Origin of the sequence: Streptomyces sp. NPDC056835 (genome assembly GCF_042789485.1) — a bacterium.
Taxonomy (GTDB): Bacteria; Actinomycetota; Actinomycetes; order Streptomycetales; family Streptomycetaceae; genus Streptomyces.
Genome location: NZ_JBHUBB010000011.1, coordinates 45,011 through 59,493 on the forward strand (window position 1 = coordinate 45,011; position 14,483 = coordinate 59,493).

At 70.3% G+C, this 14,483-nt stretch carries 15 protein-coding genes and 1 pseudogene; 4 read left to right on the top strand and 12 right to left on the bottom strand.

Features of this window, described 5'->3' with window-relative positions; translation table 11 throughout:
• Complete coding sequence (locus tag ACFRMN_RS14655; protein ID WP_383018618.1) at positions 1-879, top strand: sugar phosphate isomerase/epimerase family protein; 879 nt, start codon at positions 1-3, stop codon at positions 877-879.
• Positions 880-965: 86 nt separating this feature from the next.
• Here the strand turns inward: ACFRMN_RS14655 and ACFRMN_RS14660 are convergent, their stop codons facing one another.
• The 5 genes from ACFRMN_RS14660 to ACFRMN_RS14680 form a co-directional block, all read right to left on the bottom strand.
• Entirely contained in the window at positions 966-1,523 is a 558-nt protein-coding gene (locus ACFRMN_RS14660; protein WP_383018621.1) for a GNAT family N-acetyltransferase, read from the bottom strand.
• A complete protein-coding gene (locus ACFRMN_RS14665) occupies positions 1,520-2,128 on the bottom strand; it encodes a helix-turn-helix domain-containing protein (protein ID WP_383018624.1) in 609 nt (202 codons plus the stop codon). Before ACFRMN_RS14665 ends, ACFRMN_RS14660 begins: the two co-directional genes overlap by 4 nt.
• Before the next feature lie 44 nt (positions 2,129-2,172).
• Positions 2,173-3,033: an ABC transporter ATP-binding protein gene (locus ACFRMN_RS14670; protein WP_383018627.1), complete on the bottom strand. Its 861-nt coding sequence runs from the start codon at positions 3,031-3,033 to the stop codon at positions 2,173-2,175.
• Positions 3,030-4,049 carry an ABC transporter substrate-binding protein gene (locus tag ACFRMN_RS14675; RefSeq protein ID WP_383018630.1) on the bottom strand — a complete coding sequence of 340 codons (1,020 nt, stop codon included), beginning with the start codon at positions 4,047-4,049 and terminating at the stop codon, positions 3,030-3,032. The genes ACFRMN_RS14670 and ACFRMN_RS14675 overlap by 4 nt, the downstream gene beginning before the upstream one ends.
• A 110-nt stretch (positions 4,050-4,159) precedes the next feature.
• The gene (locus tag ACFRMN_RS14680) at positions 4,160-4,987 is read right to left on the bottom strand and encodes an ABC transporter permease (RefSeq protein ID WP_383019071.1); all 828 of its coding nucleotides are present in this window, start codon (positions 4,985-4,987) and stop codon (positions 4,160-4,162) included.
• A gap of 282 nt (positions 4,988-5,269) precedes the next feature.
• Here ACFRMN_RS14680 and ACFRMN_RS14685 point away from each other — a divergent pair, with 282 nt between their 5' ends.
• The gene (locus tag ACFRMN_RS14685; RefSeq protein WP_383019073.1) at positions 5,270-6,319 is read left to right on the top strand and encodes a LacI family DNA-binding transcriptional regulator; all 1,050 of its coding nucleotides are present in this window, start codon (positions 5,270-5,272) and stop codon (positions 6,317-6,319) included.
• Between the two features lie 34 nt (positions 6,320-6,353).
• Here ACFRMN_RS14685 and ACFRMN_RS14690 read toward each other — a convergent pair whose 3' ends face one another.
• The 6 genes from ACFRMN_RS14690 to ACFRMN_RS14715 all read right to left on the bottom strand — a co-directional run bounded on the left by ACFRMN_RS14690 (position 6,354) and on the right by ACFRMN_RS14715 (position 11,480).
• Positions 6,354-6,884 (bottom strand): GAF domain-containing protein, encoded by a 531-nt coding sequence (locus ACFRMN_RS14690; RefSeq protein ID WP_383018633.1) that lies wholly within the window; start codon positions 6,882-6,884, stop codon positions 6,354-6,356.
• Positions 6,885-6,897: 13 nt separating this feature from the next.
• On the bottom strand, positions 6,898-7,590 hold the full coding sequence (locus tag ACFRMN_RS14695; RefSeq protein WP_383018636.1) for an ATP/GTP-binding protein: 693 nt from the start codon (positions 7,588-7,590) through the stop codon (positions 6,898-6,900).
• Positions 7,568-7,939, bottom strand: coding sequence for a DUF742 domain-containing protein (locus ACFRMN_RS14700; protein WP_383018638.1), 372 nt, complete (start codon positions 7,937-7,939; stop codon positions 7,568-7,570). The genes ACFRMN_RS14695 and ACFRMN_RS14700 overlap by 23 nt, the downstream gene beginning before the upstream one ends.
• 2 nt (positions 7,940-7,941) lie before the next feature.
• Positions 7,942-8,379, bottom strand: coding sequence for a roadblock/LC7 domain-containing protein (locus tag ACFRMN_RS14705; RefSeq protein ID WP_383018641.1), 438 nt, complete (start codon positions 8,377-8,379; stop codon positions 7,942-7,944).
• Positions 8,380-8,386: 7 nt separating this feature from the next.
• Positions 8,387-10,249, bottom strand: coding sequence for a sensor histidine kinase (locus ACFRMN_RS14710; RefSeq protein ID WP_383018644.1), 1,863 nt, complete (start codon positions 10,247-10,249; stop codon positions 8,387-8,389).
• A gap of 343 nt (positions 10,250-10,592) precedes the next feature.
• Entirely contained in the window at positions 10,593-11,480 is an 888-nt protein-coding gene (locus ACFRMN_RS14715) for an SIS domain-containing protein (protein ID WP_383018647.1), read from the bottom strand.
• Between the two features lie 164 nt (positions 11,481-11,644).
• On the opposite strand from ACFRMN_RS14715, the gene ACFRMN_RS14720 reads away from it, so the two are divergent.
• On the top strand, positions 11,645-12,442 hold the full coding sequence (locus tag ACFRMN_RS14720; RefSeq protein WP_383018650.1) for a DeoR/GlpR family DNA-binding transcription regulator: 798 nt from the start codon (positions 11,645-11,647) through the stop codon (positions 12,440-12,442).
• Positions 12,443-12,584: 142 nt separating this feature from the next.
• Here ACFRMN_RS14720 and ACFRMN_RS14725 read toward each other — a convergent pair whose 3' ends face one another.
• Positions 12,585-13,844: an MBL fold metallo-hydrolase gene (locus ACFRMN_RS14725; RefSeq protein ID WP_383018653.1), complete on the bottom strand. Its 1,260-nt coding sequence runs from the start codon at positions 13,842-13,844 to the stop codon at positions 12,585-12,587.
• Between the two features lie 220 nt (positions 13,845-14,064).
• On the opposite strand from ACFRMN_RS14725, the pseudogene ACFRMN_RS14730 reads away from it, so the two are divergent.
• Positions 14,065-14,391, top strand: a pseudogene (locus ACFRMN_RS14730) (TetR/AcrR family transcriptional regulator); the annotation flags it as partial.
• Positions 14,392-14,483 lie beyond the last annotated feature (92 nt).

A 14,483-nucleotide genomic window follows, 5' to 3' on the forward strand; every position in this document is an offset into this window, starting at 1 on the left:
ATGAACGGCACCCGAAGAGCGTTCCTGGGCACGGCGGGCGCGGCGGTCGGTCTGGCGGCGCTGGGCGTGAGCACCCCCGCGGCAGCGGCCACCACCACTCCCAGCACCCACACCGGTCGCCGACGGCGGCGCATCCCGCCGTCCGGGATCGGTATGCACCTCTATACGATGCGCACCCCGCTCGCGACGGACTTCCGGGGGACGCTGGAGCGCCTGGCGGAGATCGGTTACGCGACGGTCGGTGTCAGCGGCCGACACGGCCACAGCGCCGCCGAGATCCGGCGGATGCTGGACGCCACCCGGCTCAAGGCGGTCCTGGAACATGTCGCCTACACCACGGTCACCGGCAGCGGTCTGCCGCAGGCGATCGAGGACGTCCGTACGCTGGGCGGCTCCTGGGTGGTCGTGCCGAGCCTGCCGGCGGAGCTGCACTCACCGGCCGGATACCGGGAAGCGGCACGGCAGTTCAACGCCGCCGGGCGCATCGCCAGGGAGTCCGGGCTCAAGGTGCTCTTCCACAATCACGACGGCGATCACGACGTGGTCGACGGCGAGAGCCTGTACGGCATCCTGCTCAAGGAGACCGACCCGGAGCTGGTCGGCTTCGAGCTGGACGTGTACTGGGCGGCGAAGGGCGGGGACGACCCGCGCCGGCTGTTCGTGACAGATCGCCGCCGGTTCCCCGCGCTGCATGTGAAGGACATGGCGCCGAACGGCGGCTTCGAGGACGTCGGTTCGGGTGTCCTGGACTTCGCGGCGATGTTCGACACGGCGCGCAGCGGGGGCGTACGGCAATGGCTGGTGGAGCACGACGCGCCGGCCGATCCGTTCGCGAGCGCGCTGAACAGCTACCGCTATCTGTCGGCGCTGCGGTACTGAACGTACTGAACCTACTCAGCACCGGCGTTCGTCGTCCGTAGTGGCTCCCGGCCTCCGTCACCGGCGGCCGGGAGCCACTTGCCCCCTTAGAGGCCGCGTGGATAGGTGGGGGTGGAGGAAGGGGCGGGCAGCTCCTTGTAGAAGAAGGTGGTCGGGCGGAGCGTGCCCGCCGGGTCCGCCGCGTGCCCGGGGACCGTCCCGACCGCGGTCCAGCCCGAGGAGCGGTACAGCGTCTCGGCGGGGCTGCCCGTCTCGGTGTCGAGCAGCAGCAGTGTCACTCCGGACTCGGCCGCCGCCCGCTCCCCGGCACTGAGCAGCGCCCGGCCGAGGCCCTTGCCGCGGGCGTCGCGATGGACCATCAGTTTCACGATCTCGGCGCGATGGCGGGCGTTGGGCTTGTCCGCGAACGCCACGCCGACCGTGCCCGTGATGCGCCCGGCGTCCCTGGAGACCCGTACGGAGAGCTGTCCCGCCCGGACGGCCGGGATCCGCGCCCGCCACCAGGCCGCCGCGGTCGCCGGGTCGAGGGGGGTGAGAAACCCGATCGAGGCGCCCCCGAGAACGGTGTCGATCAGCAGCTCCACGAGATCGTCCACGGCGTCGAGGAGTTCGTCGGCGGACAGCGGCACCACCTCGGGGCTCATGAGTGGACCACCACGACCGCGTACCGTACGGGCGCGGGCCCCGGGCAGTGGAACCGCGTGGGCCCCCACAGGCGCGTCCGCAGGCAGTCACCCGCGTTCAGGGTGTGCCGCTCGCGCCCCATCGTGAATTCGACCGAGCCTTCGAGCACCCAGATGTGCTGCTCCATGCCCGGCACCGGAGGCCGCTCGTACGAGATGTCCGCGCCCGCGAGCAGGGTGCCCTCGACCACTTCCGCGCGCAGGCCGGGCTGGGGCGGGGAGACCGAGCGGCGTACGAAGCCGGAGGCGGTGTCCTTCCATTCGGTCTGGTCGGCCGCTCTGACCAGTTGGGCCGGTTCCGCCTCCACCTCGCTGAGGAGCTGCGACATGGTGCGTCCGTACGACGCGCACAGCCGGCCGAGCAGCGAGGCCGTGGGGCTGATCTCGCCCCGCTCGGCGCGTGACAGCGTCGAGCGGCTTACCCCGCTGCGTGCTGCCAGCTCCTCCAGGGACCAGCCGCGCTCGCCCCGCAGTTCGGCGAGGCGAGCGGCGAGCAGTACGTCGAGGGCATCGGGTCCGGAGTCGCGTCCGGGGGTGCGTCCGGGGCCGGTGTCATTCTCTCTCACATGTGGAACGGTATCCCACATCTGAGACATCACTCATCTCGGTTTCAGTCCTGCGCCGAGGCCGCTCCCAGCAGTCCCCGGATATGCCCGGTCGCCTCCTGGAACTCCGGCCGTCCGAGCGTCTCCGTATAGTCGCGCTCGGCCTCCAGACCCACGTCGATGATCTCGGTGATCGTGCCCGGGCGCGGACTCATCACCACCACCCGGTCGGCGAGATAGACCGCCTCCGAGATCGAGTGGGTGACCAGCAGCACGGTGGTGCCGGTCTCCCGCCAGATGCGGTTCAGCTCCATGTTCATCTGTTCGCGGGTGAGGGCGTCGAGCGCGCCGAACGGCTCGTCCATCAGCAGCACGGGCGGCTCGTGCAGCAACGCCCGGCACAGGGCGACCCGTTGCTGCATCCCGCCCGACAGCTCATGCGGATAGGCGTCCTCGAATCCGCTGAGACCTGTCATCTCGATCAGCTCGGCCACGCGCCGGCGCGCCGGTTCGGCGGGCATCCGGCGCATCTCCGCCTGGAGAAGGATGTTGCGCCGGGCGGTACGCCACTCAAGCAGCGCCGCCCGCTGGAAGACGTATCCGATGTCGTGCCGCGGTCCGTCGACCCGTTCACCCTGGAGCCGTACGGCGCCCGAGGACGCCGTGAGGAGGCCCGCGACCAGCTTGAGGAGCGTCGACTTGCCGCACCCCGAGGGGCCGACGATGGCGACGAACTCCCCCATCGCGATATCGAGCGAGACCTCCTGGAGGGCCGTGACATCGCGCTTCTTCGTACGGAACCGGACGGCGACGTCCTCAAGACCGACCGCCGCCGTCCGCCCTCCCGCCCCGGTCTCGCCTTCCACCGGGGCGCCGCCCTTCGTGTCGGCCGGCTTCCGGAGCGTCGTATCCCTGGCCATCGTCATCCCTTCAGCGCCGTGCCGCTGTCCCAGTACTCCGCGACGGCCTTCGGGCTCTTCACCAGACCGGCTTCGGAGAAGACATCGATGGTCTGCTGCCAGTCGCCCTCGGTGTTGACGCCCGGGGCCTTGCCACGCGTCGCGTCGGTGTGCAGCAGTGTGACGGTCGTCTTGAACTGCTCCAACAGGACGTTTGTGGGCGGCAGTTGCTCCGAGGCGCCGTCCATGTCCGCCACGGCCGCGTCCGGCGCCTTCTCCGCCGCCGCCCATGCCTCACTGACGGCCCGCACCATGCGTCCGGCCAGCTCACTCCTGCCGGAGAGGACCTTCTGACCCGCGATCAGGCCGTTGGAGTAGAAGTTGAGTCCGTGCTCCGAGAAGCGCAGATACGACACGTCCTTCTTGGCCTTGTCCTGCATGGTCGGGCCCTGGTCACTGGCGTAACCGAGCAGCGCGTCCGTCTTGCCGGAGATCACCGCGGCGATCTTGCCCGCCGGGTCGGTGTTCTGGATCCGGACGTCCGACTCCTTGAGATCGTTCTTCTTGAGGAAGATCGGGAATGTCTTGGTGAGCGCGTCACCGGCCGTGCCCGCGATGGTCTTTCCCTTGAGATCGGCGGGGGTGGAGACGTTCTCGCTCGCGAAGAACTGCACCGAGGAGGGCGTGGTCTGGAGGAAGACGCCGAGGCTCTTCACCTGCACGCCCTGGTCCACTCCGCTGAGTACGGCAGGTGTGTCGGCCCAGCCGAAGTCGGTCTGGCCCGCGGCGGTCGCCTGCACGGTCTTCTGCGAGCCCTGGCCCGCCCGGATCGTCAGATCGATGCCGTGCTTCTCGAAGATCTTCTGCTGCTTGCCGTAGTAGAACGGTGCGTGTTCGCCGTACGGATACCAGTTGAGGGTCAGCGTCACCTTGTCGAGCTTCTTGCCGGAGTCGCTGGTGGTGGTCCCCGAGCCGCCCTCGCCACAGGCCGTGGCGACCAGGAGCAGCGGTACGAGGCCGATCAGGAGTCTGCGCGCGTGCATGGCTGGCCCTTCCCTGAACGGGATCGAATCGGTCACGTTGATCGAATCGGTCGAGCGGTCGAGACGGTCGAGTTGATCGAGCGGTCGAGACGGTCGAGCGGTCGAGACGGTCAGTACGAGGTGGTGACGTTGGTGTCCCGGCGGCTGGCGTGCCAGGGCAGCAGCAGCTTCTCGGCGATCTCGACCAGGACGAAGAGGACGACGCCGATCAGTGACATGACGAGCAGTCCCGCGAAGAGCATCGGGGTGTCGAGGTTGCCGTTCGCCTGGAGGATCACATAGCCGAGCCCCTCGTTGGCGCCGACGAACTCACCGACGACCGCGCCGGTCACCGCGAGGGTCACGGCGACCTTCAGACCGGAGAAGAGATGCGGCAGCGAGGCCGGGAAGCGGATCTTGGCGAAGGTCTGCCAGGGCTTCGCACCCATGGTGGCGGAGAGCTGGAGCATCTCCGGATCGACCGCCTTCAAGCCGGTGACCATGGAGATCACCACAGGGAAGAAGGCGATGAGGACGGCGATCAGGATCTTCGGTGTGATGCCGAAACCGAGCCAGACCACGAACAGCGGCGCGATGGCGATCTTGGGCACGACCTGGGCGAAGAGCAGAATGGGGTAGAGCGTCTTCTCGACGGTCGAGGAGTAGACCATGACGACGGCCGCGAGCACCCCGACCACCACCGCGATCACAAAGCCGAGCAACGTCTCATACGTCGTCACCCAGGTGTGCTGCCAGAGGTAGTCGGCCTTGCCCGTGAGCACATCGAGGGTCGCGCCGGGCGAGGGGACGAGATACGGCTCCACCAGTTCGGCCGCCGCGATGATCCACCAGACGGCGAAACAGCCCGCCAGCAGGGCAACGGGCCGCCAGCCGGCCTCGACGGCACGGGCCAGCCGCTCCGCCACCCCCGGACCTTTCCGTTCGGCGACCCCGGACACTTCCCTGTCCGGTACGGGCGAGGGTGCGGGTTCCGGCGGCGGCGCTGATGCCGGTGCGACGCTCTGGCTCACTGTGAACTCCTCGGGAAAACCGGGCAGTTATAAGTGCGCTGTTCGCCTACAAGCGCTTTCAGAAAGCGCTTTCTGATAAGGTGATCGCCACGCTAATGACTGCCCGTCCGTACGGTCAATAGGTCGTCCCGAAGTTTCGGGGTCCGCCCCGGGCCCCGCCGCCACCGCGACCCGGGGGTCGAGTTGAGTGAACGGGAAGCACAGGCCCATGTGACGCTGGACGCCGTCGCCCGCCGCGCGGGTGTCTCCCTGGCGACGGCCTCCAGAGCGCTGAACGGCACGACGAGAGTCCGCGAGGAGCTGCGCCAGCGGGTGCGCGCGGCGGCCGATCTGCTCGGCTACATCCCCAACGCCCATGCCCAGGCGCTCGCCAGCGCCTCCAGCAATACGGTGGGGCTCATCTGCCACGATGTGGGCGACCCGTACTTCGCCGCGATCGCGGGCGGGGTGATGCGGGCGGCGGCCGAGCAGGACGTCCTGGTCATGCTCGCCAGTACGTTCCGGGAGCCGGCCAGGGAGATCGCCTATGTCTCGATGCTCCGCGCCCAGCGCGCCCGCGCCATTCTGCTGATCGGTTCGGGCTTCCAGGACCCGTCCTGGGAACGGAAGTTGGCCGCCGAGGTCGCCCCATACGTCCGCGCGGGCGGGCGGGTCGCCGTGGTGAGCCGGCATCGGAGTCTGCGCGCCGACGCCGTACTTCCGGAGAATCGCGCCGGGGCCGCGGCGCTCGCCCGTGCTCTGCTGGCCCTGGGACACCGGGAGTTCGGGGTGCTCAGCGGGCCGCGCGAACTCACCACGGTCTCCGACCGGCTGGCCGGCTTCCGGGAAGGGCTCGGCGAGGCCGGGGTCACCCTCCGGCCCGGTGCCGTCGTACACGGCGCGTTCACCCGCGACGGCGGCTACACGGCGGCCAGGGAATTGCTCGACGGGCCCGCTCGCCCCCGCCCCACCTGCGTCTTCGCGGTGACGGACGTGATGGCGGTGGGCGCGCTCGCCGCTTTCCGGGAGGCGGGCGTACGGGTCCCGGAGGACCTGTCACTCGCCGGCTTCGACGACATCCCGCTCGTACGGGAGCTGACTCCCCCGCTCACGACCGTCGCCCTGCCGCTCACCACCATGGGGGAGAGCGTGATCTCGCTCGCGCTGCGTGAGCCGCGCGGAGCGCGCTCGCGGGTACTGCGGGTCGGCGGCGAGGTCGTACTGCGCGCCAGCACTGGACCGCCGTTCTCCGCCACCACCCCCTTATGGGACTCGTGTTGACAGACCGTCAGGATGACAGGACGGAGGACGGAAGTCAGATCAGGCCGTCCTCCCTGCGGTGGATCTGCGCCATGAGCTCCGCGGCGAAGGACTTGATGGTGTCCAGACCGGTCCGCCCCCAACGCCTCGGCTCGGTGTCGGCCACGCAGACGGTGCCGAGCGCCATTCCCGTACGGTCGATGAGCGGCGCCCCGAGATAGGAGCGGATGCCGGTCTCGTCGACCAGCGCGTTCCCGGCGAACCGGGGGAAGTCCCGTACGTCCTCCAGGACCAGCGCCTTGTGCCGTACCACCACATAGGGGCAGTAGCCGTGGTCGCGGGCCATGAACCGCTCTCTTCCCACGCCCGGCGGAGCGTACAGACCGGCGAAGAACTGCCGCTCCTCGTCGATGAAGTTGACCATCGCGTACGGAGCGCCCGTCAGCTGGGCCAGCTGCTGGGCGACGGCGTCGAAGGCGGGTTCGGCGTGCTCCCCCAGCCCGAGCCCGCGCAGCCGGATCACACGGTCGGGCGCCTCCCGGTCGACGGGGGTGAGCAGCAGACGGCCGATCGGGTCGTACATCATGCGCGTAGCTCCGTCACTCTGAGATGGCCGTCGGCGGGGCCGGGGCAGCGGTGATCAGATGCTGTACGAGCGTGACCAGCGTCTGGATACCGGAACTGGCGATGCGCGCGTCGCAGAGCACGATCGGCACCTCCGGCCTGAGATCGATCGCGGCCCGCACCTCCTCCGGCTCATAGCGGTACGAGCCGTCGAACTCATTGACGGCGACGACGAATCCGATCCCGCGCTGCTCGAAGAAGTCCACCGCGGAGAAGGAGTAGTCCAGCCGTCGGGTGTCGGCCAGCACGATCGCGCCGAGTGCGCCGCGGGACAACTCGTCCCACATGAACCAGAAGCGCTCCTGGCCCGGCGTCCCGAACAGATACAGCACATGGCGCTCGTCGAGTGTCAGTCTGCCGAAGTCCATGGCGACCGTTGTCGATGTCTTGGCCTCGACGCCCGTCAGATCGTCGGTCGCGGCACTGACCTGGGTCAGCAGCTCCTCCGTACTCAGCGGCGCGATCTCGCTGACGGCTCCCACGAACGTCGTCTTGCCGACCCCGAAACCGCCCGCGACCAGGACCTTCAGGGCGGCGGGAAAGGGCGCGGGAACGACGGGTACGACGGGTACGACGGGTACGGCAGGATCGGCATGGACGGCATGGACGGCAGGAGCGGCGGGGGCGTCAGGAGCGGCAGGGACGTCAGAGCTGTCGTCGTAGACCATCGAGGACTGCCTCCAGCAGGAATCGATCAGTGGGGTGGTCGAAGCTGTGGGGCGGTCTCGCGGTGATCGCCCCACAGTCCACGAGATCGGAGAGCAGCACCTTGGTGACCGTCACGGGAAGCCGCAGATGCGCCGCGACCTCCGCGACCGAGGTCGGTCCCTGGCAGAGGTCCATGGCATGGGCGTGCTCCGGCCCGAGATGCGCCTGCGGACCCGATCCTGTGGACATGACCAGCGTCAGCAGGTCCAGGGCCGTCGTCGGCCGGGTCCTGCCCCCGCTCACGGCGTACGGGCGGATGAGCCGGCCGGCCGCGTCGTCGAGCCACGGCCCGTCCGTCGGAAGCGGCACCGTCAGCGCCCCGCGGCGCTCGGGGAGAAACCGGCCTCATGCCTGAGCGGGGTGGCCAGATACGGCCGTACGCTCTTGACCAGCATCGCCATCTCGTAGCCGAGGACGGCAGCGTCCGCCTCACGGCCCGCCAGCACGGCGAGACAGGTGCCCGAGCCCGCGGTGGAGACGAAGAGCAGGGTCGAGTCGAGTTCCACGACGACCTGGCGGACCTCCCCGCCGTCACCGAAGCGCACCCCGGCGCTGCGGCCCAGGGAGTAGAGGCCGGAGGCGAGCGCCGCCATGTGGTCGGCGCTGTCGGGGTCCAGGCCGTGCACGGACCTCACCAGACCGTCGGAGGAGAGCAGCACCGCGCTGCGGGTGTACGGGACTCGCTGGACCAGACCGCTCAACAGCCAGTCGAGGTCGGAGACATGGCCGGTCGGCACTTCGCTCGCCATGGTGCATCTACTCCTTGGGGGTGGTGCCGTGGCGCTGCGGTTCCGGCGGTTCCGCGAGGGGCTCGGGCAGAGGGTCGGACAGCGGGTCGGGCGAGGGGACGGACTGGCGGGCGGGCTGGGACTCGGCGAGGACGATGCCCCGCTGGAAGGCGGCCATCAGTCCGGGGTCGTGGAGCACGGCCTCCTCGACGGGCGGCGGCGCGGGCGGGGCCTCGCGCAATTGCGGGACCATATGTTCCTGGCCGCGGCGCCTGGGCAGTTGGGGCCGGCTCGCGGTGGCGTGGATCGTGCCGTCGCCAAGAGGCTCGACCAGCGGTCGGGCCGGGTCCGGTGCGGCGGGCGAGCGTCGCCGGTCGGGATGGACGGCGCCGGGGCGCGCGGCGGCGGGGGTGGGACGGTCGACGCCCGTGTCACGTACGGGCAGTGGGGCTGGGGCGCCCTGGGGTGGCGTCGGCCCGGACGGAGGCGGGGGCGGGGGCTGCTGGGACGGGAGCCGCGCCTCCTCGTACATCTGCGGCTGCGGCTGCCCCGGTTGCGGGTGGGACTGGGGTTGGGGGTGGGGTTGGGGGTGAGCCTGCTGCTGAGTCCCGTACGTCTGGTGCTCGTCGGTCCGCTCGTCGGTCCGCTCGTCCGCCCGGTCGGAGCCGAGCAGCGCCTGCGGCAGGACCAGTACGGCCTGGATCCCCCCGTAGATATTGGACTGCAGACGTACGGCGATGCCGTGCCTGCGCGCCAGGGCCGACACCACGAAGAGCCCGATCCGCCCGTCCTGGAGCAGATGCGCGACATTGACCTGGTCGGGGTCGGTGAGCAGACCGTTCATCTTCTTCTGCTCGTTGAACGGCATTCCGAGGCCGCGGTCCTCCACCTCGATCGCCAGACCCGCCGTCACATGCTGCGCGCGGAGCAGTACTTGGGTGTGCGGGGAGGAGAAGAGCGTGGCGTTCTCGACCAGTTCCGCCAGCAGATGGATGACATCGGCCACGGCATGGCCGCGCAGAGTGCCGTCGATCGGCGGTACGAGCTTGATCCGCGGGTACTGCTCGACCTCGGCGATGGCCGAGCGCAGGACCTCCGTCATGGTGACCGGCCTGCTCCACTGGCGCCGGGAGATCGCCCCGCCGAGGACGGCGAGGTTCTCGGCGTGCCTGCGGATACGGGTCGCCAGATGGTCGACGTGGAAGAGGCCTTTCAGCAGCTCAGGGTCCTCGACCTCGTTCTCCAGTTCGTCGAGCAGCTGGATCTCCCGGTGGACGAGGGACTGGAGCCGACGGGCCAGATTGACGAAGACCTCCACCTTCTGTTCGTCTCCGACGCTGCTGGACAGCCGGGACGCCTGCACCACAGCGGCGACGGCGGCATCCCGGGAGCGATCCAATTCCTGTGCCAGCAGGTCGAATTCGTCACCGCCGGGAGTGGCGGGCGGGCCCGGGGCGGGGCGTGCGGGCACCCGCTCGCCGCGTCGAAGCTGCTCGACGACCGCCCGCAGTTCGGTCTGCCCGCGCGCGCTGGAGCGGCGCATCGCGTTGCAGCGGTCCAGGACGGACTTCGCGGTACGTTCCGCGCCGAGGGCGGCCGCCGCGATGGCGGCGAAGGCGAGCAGCGCCATACCGAACAGGGCCGTCCAGAGCGCGGCTGTCGGTTCCGTCGCGGTGGAGCGCAGGATGAGCACGACGACGGCGGCGCCGCAGAGAGCGGCGACTATCGCGGGAAGGACTGCGGTGCGCAGGAGTTGAGGCCGTATGCGGGCGTCGGGCGGCGTCGGCGTATCCGCCCTGGCCGGGGACGAGAACGAGCGGGAGCCCGGCCTGCCGTGCCGCCCGCCTTCGCGGCGCTCCGGCCGCGCGACAGGTGCGCGAAGTTGAGACATCAGTGTCCTCGGTACGTGGGGCCCCAGGAAGCGGCGTCGTGCGGGTGTTCCGGTTCCGGCGGCAGCGGCAGGACCTGCGCATACCGCGTACGCCCTCCGTTGATCACCGAGCACACACGGTAGTCGCCAAGCGTTCCTTCGCGGTGGGCAGTTGACGAAGTTCCCCATAGAGCATCCCGCTCTGGTATGAGGCATCGCACATCAGCGCGAAATACACGTTCGGCCCGATGCGGGGCACCGGGCCGAACTCCCCTCCGAGGACTGGAGAGACGTACAGAGAACAGAGACGTACAGAGAACAGAGTGAGGAAAAGAAAGGAAAGGTAAGGGAGGAGTGCGGGCGTTCAGGAGGACGGCGAGAGAATCACGGAGCGGCTGAGATGGCGCGGATTGTCCGGGTCGAGACCGCGCCGGTCCGCCAGCGCGAGGGCGAGCCGCTGGATCCGTACCAGCTCGGCCAGCGGGTCCAGCGTCCCCGGCACCCACAGCCCGCCGGTGGCCCGCACCTGCTCCCCCAGCCCCTCGGGGGCCGGCCCGAGCGCCCACGTGGCCGTCCCCTGGGTCGTGATGCTGATGGGACCGTGGCGGTACTCCATCGCCGGATACGCCTCGGTCCAGGCCAGGGCCGCCTCCCGCATCTTGAGCGCGCCCTCCTCCGCGAGCCCCACCGTCCAGCCCCGGCCGAGGAAGGTGAACTGCGTGCACTCGCTCACCCCAGCGGGCAGTGGCTCCGCGAGGGCCGTCTCCGCGTCCGTGACCGCGGTGTCCGGATGCAGACCGAGATGCGCTCGGAGCAGCGTGAGCGCGGTGGTGGCGAAGCGGGTCTGTACGACGGACCGCTCGTCGGCGAAGTCCAGTACGACCAGATCATCGGCGGCTGTACGCACCGGCGTCTCGGGGTCCGCGGTGATCGCGGTCGTACGGGCGGTACCGCGGACGTCCGCGAGCAGGGACAGCACCTCGGTGGTCGTCCCCGACCGGGTCAGCGCCACGATCCGGTCGTAGCGGCGGCCGGCGGGGAACTCGGAGGCGGCGAAGGCGTCCGTCTCGCCCAGCCCCGCCCCCTCCCGCAGCCCGGCGTAGGCGCGGGCCATGAACAGCGAGGTGCCGCAGCCGACGACGGCCGTGCGCTCACCGGGCTCGGGCAGCTTGTCGCGCACCGACTCGGCCAGGGCCGCCGCCCGGCGCCAGCACTCGGGCTGACTGGCCAGTTCCGTCTCCACATGCGTCATGTGTGTCTCCACTCCCCTGCGCCGCACGGCTCCCAGCCGTAGGGCACCCCTTGACCCTATGATTGTTTCTGCATGCTAGACGACGTTTTCAATCACTAACAAGCAATCCAGCCGGAGTGCATGTGCACATAGGATCAAGAGTCCACGGGATCGAGGGGGTTACGGTGAATCGCCATGAGCGTCATACGACCTTGCTTGAGCTGCTGACCGAGCGGCATCAGCTGGAGGTCGAGGCCGTCGCCGCGGAGCTGGGGGTGTCCGTGGCGACCATCCGCCGCGACCTCGATCACCTCGCCGAGCAGCAGCTGGTGACACGTACCCGGGGCGGGGCGGTGGCGCACTCCGTCGCGTACGAACTGCCGCTGCGGTACAAAGCGGTACGGCACGCCGCGGCGAAGGAGCGCATCGCGCGCGCCGCGGCGGCGATGACCGAACGCGGCATGGTGATCGGACTGAACGGCGGCACGACCGCCTCGGAGGTGGCCAGAGCGCTCGCCACCCACGGTGACCTGCGGGGAACGACCGAGGAGCGGATGGCCGAGGAGCCCGCGCTCACGATCGTCACCAACGCTCTGAACATCGCCCATGAACTGGCCGTGCGCCCGCACATCAAGGTGGTGACGACGGGCGGGGTCGCGATGCCCCAGTCGTACGAGCTCGTCGGGCCGCTGGCCCGGCACATCATCGGCGAGGTCAGCCTCGACATCGCGTTCATCGGTGCGGACGCCGTCGACACGGAGTCGGGCGCCAGTGCGCACAGCGAGCACGAGGCGAGCGTCAACGCGCTGCTCGCCGAGCGGGCGCGGACGCTGGTCGTGGTGGCGGACAGCTCCAAGCTGGGGGCCCGAGCGTTCGCGCGGATCTGTCCGGTGGGCGACATCGGGACGCTCATCACGGACTCCGGCGCGCCGGAGTGGGCGCGCCGGTTCGAGGAGCGCGGGGTACGCGTCGTCCAGGTCTGAGCGGACGGCGCCCTCCTCCTCCGCTCCTCTCCGACTTCCCTCTCCGACGCCCCTCGCGCGTCTGACCGGGCGAGGGGCAAGGATCGGGCCGTGGGGGCGCGAGGACCACGTCCCCGCGCCCCCCACGCCCCACCCTCGCGTGCTACGCGGAGGACGCCCTCTCGGCCGTCTCCTCCGCCTTCCCGCCGTCGCCCCTGCCGGCCGCGTCGCCCGCCGCCGTTACCTTCGCCGCCGGTGCCCCCGCGGCGGAGCGCTCGGTTACGGCGGGCCAGCCCTCGGCCGGTACGGCGGCCACCGAGCGCCACCACGGAGCGTCGGGAACCTCGTCCCCGGTGGGCTCGAAGGGCTGGCCGGGGCGCGGCAGCGCGATCCCGGCGCCCGCTTCGGTGGCGGCGGTGACCGTGCCCTCGCCTGGCTCGGCCCACGGGTGCGGGGCGAGGTTGAACGTACCCCAGTGGATCGGCAGCATCACGCCGGACGGCCGGCCGCCCTGGAGATCGAGATGGGCGCGCATACCCTCGGCCGGGGTCATATGAATATCGGGCCAGTACTCGCTGTACGCACCGATCTGGATCATGGTGGCGTCGAACGGGCCGTGCTCGGCGCCGATGTCCCGGAATCCGGGGAAGTAGCCGGTGTCCCCGCTGTGGTAGACGCGGTGCTCGGGACCGGCCACGACCCAGGAGGCCCAGAGGGTGTGCTGCTGGTTGCGCAGACCGCGACCGCAGAAGTGCCGCGCCGGGGTGGCGGTCAGCCGGAGACCGGCGACCTCGGTGGACTCGTTCCAGTCCAGCTCACGCAGCCGGGACGCGGGTACGCCCCACCGCTCCAGATGGGCGCCGACACCGAGCGGTACGGCGAAGACCGTGTCCGTGGAGGCGAGGGCCCGGATCGTGGGCAGATCCAGGTGGTCGTAGTGGTCGTGGGAGATCACGACGACATCGACGGAGCCGAGGGAGGCGAGCGGCACGGGCACGGGGTGCAGCCGTTTCGGCCCCGCGAAGGCGAAGGGCGAACACCGCTCACCCCAGACGGGGTCGAAGAGCACACGTCGGCCGTCGACCTCGGCGAGAACACTCGAATGCCCCATCCAGGTGAGGCGGAGGCCGGAGACCGGGGGCGCGGCGAGGTCCGCGAGGGTGGTGGAGTGCACGGGAATGGTGCCGATCGGCGCCCGCCGGGCGCGCGCTTCCTTCTGGAAGTAGATCTTCGCGAACTCCAGTCCCGAGGCGCCGGACGGTCTGGTCCTGGCACCCACCGGGTTCTGGAACACCCCGTCGACGAAGTTCGGCGAGCGGTGGATCCGCTCCAGCCGCTCGCCCGCCGAATCGGCCCCGAAGGCCGCGGGTCGCAGCGAGCGCAGCCGGGAGCGCAACGATAGGGGGGAACCAGCGCCTGTCACAGCACCTCCTGGAGGTTCGGTGTCGTCCCATTATGTCCGGGTGCGTACATCGGTGCGGGTCGAGTCGACCGGAATCGATCGGGCCCCACCCGGGCCTGCGTACGCCCGTCCAACGTCGTCACTTCCCCCGGGATTCCCGACTACGCCCCCGAGTCGTCGTCGCACAGCGGTACGGCCGGTACCGGTGAGGCGCCCGGGGCGGTCTCGGTAGGGTGGCGTCGTGGCGAGAGTGCGGCTGAGTGTGGCGGAACGGCGCGAGGATCTGCTGCGCGCCGCCGTCGGGCAGATCGAGGCGCGGGGCGTGGCCGCCGTGCGGATCTCGGATGTCGCCGCCGTGCTCGGCGTCAGCAACGCGCTGGTGCTCTACCACTTCTCCACGAAGGAGAAGCTGGTCGCCGCCGCCTTCGCCCATGCCGCACAGGACGATCTCGACCAGCTGCGCGCGCTGCTCGGCCGGCGCGACAGCGCGCTGGCCCGGCCGCACGGCGCGGTCCGCTGGTACGCGTCGTACGAGGGTTCACTGCCGCACGCCACCATGCTGGGGTGGGCCGACGAGGCCCTGGCACGTGAACTGGAGCTGGACGGCGCGGCCTTCGGAAGATCCGGCACCGGAATGTAGACAGACAGACTCAGACAGCG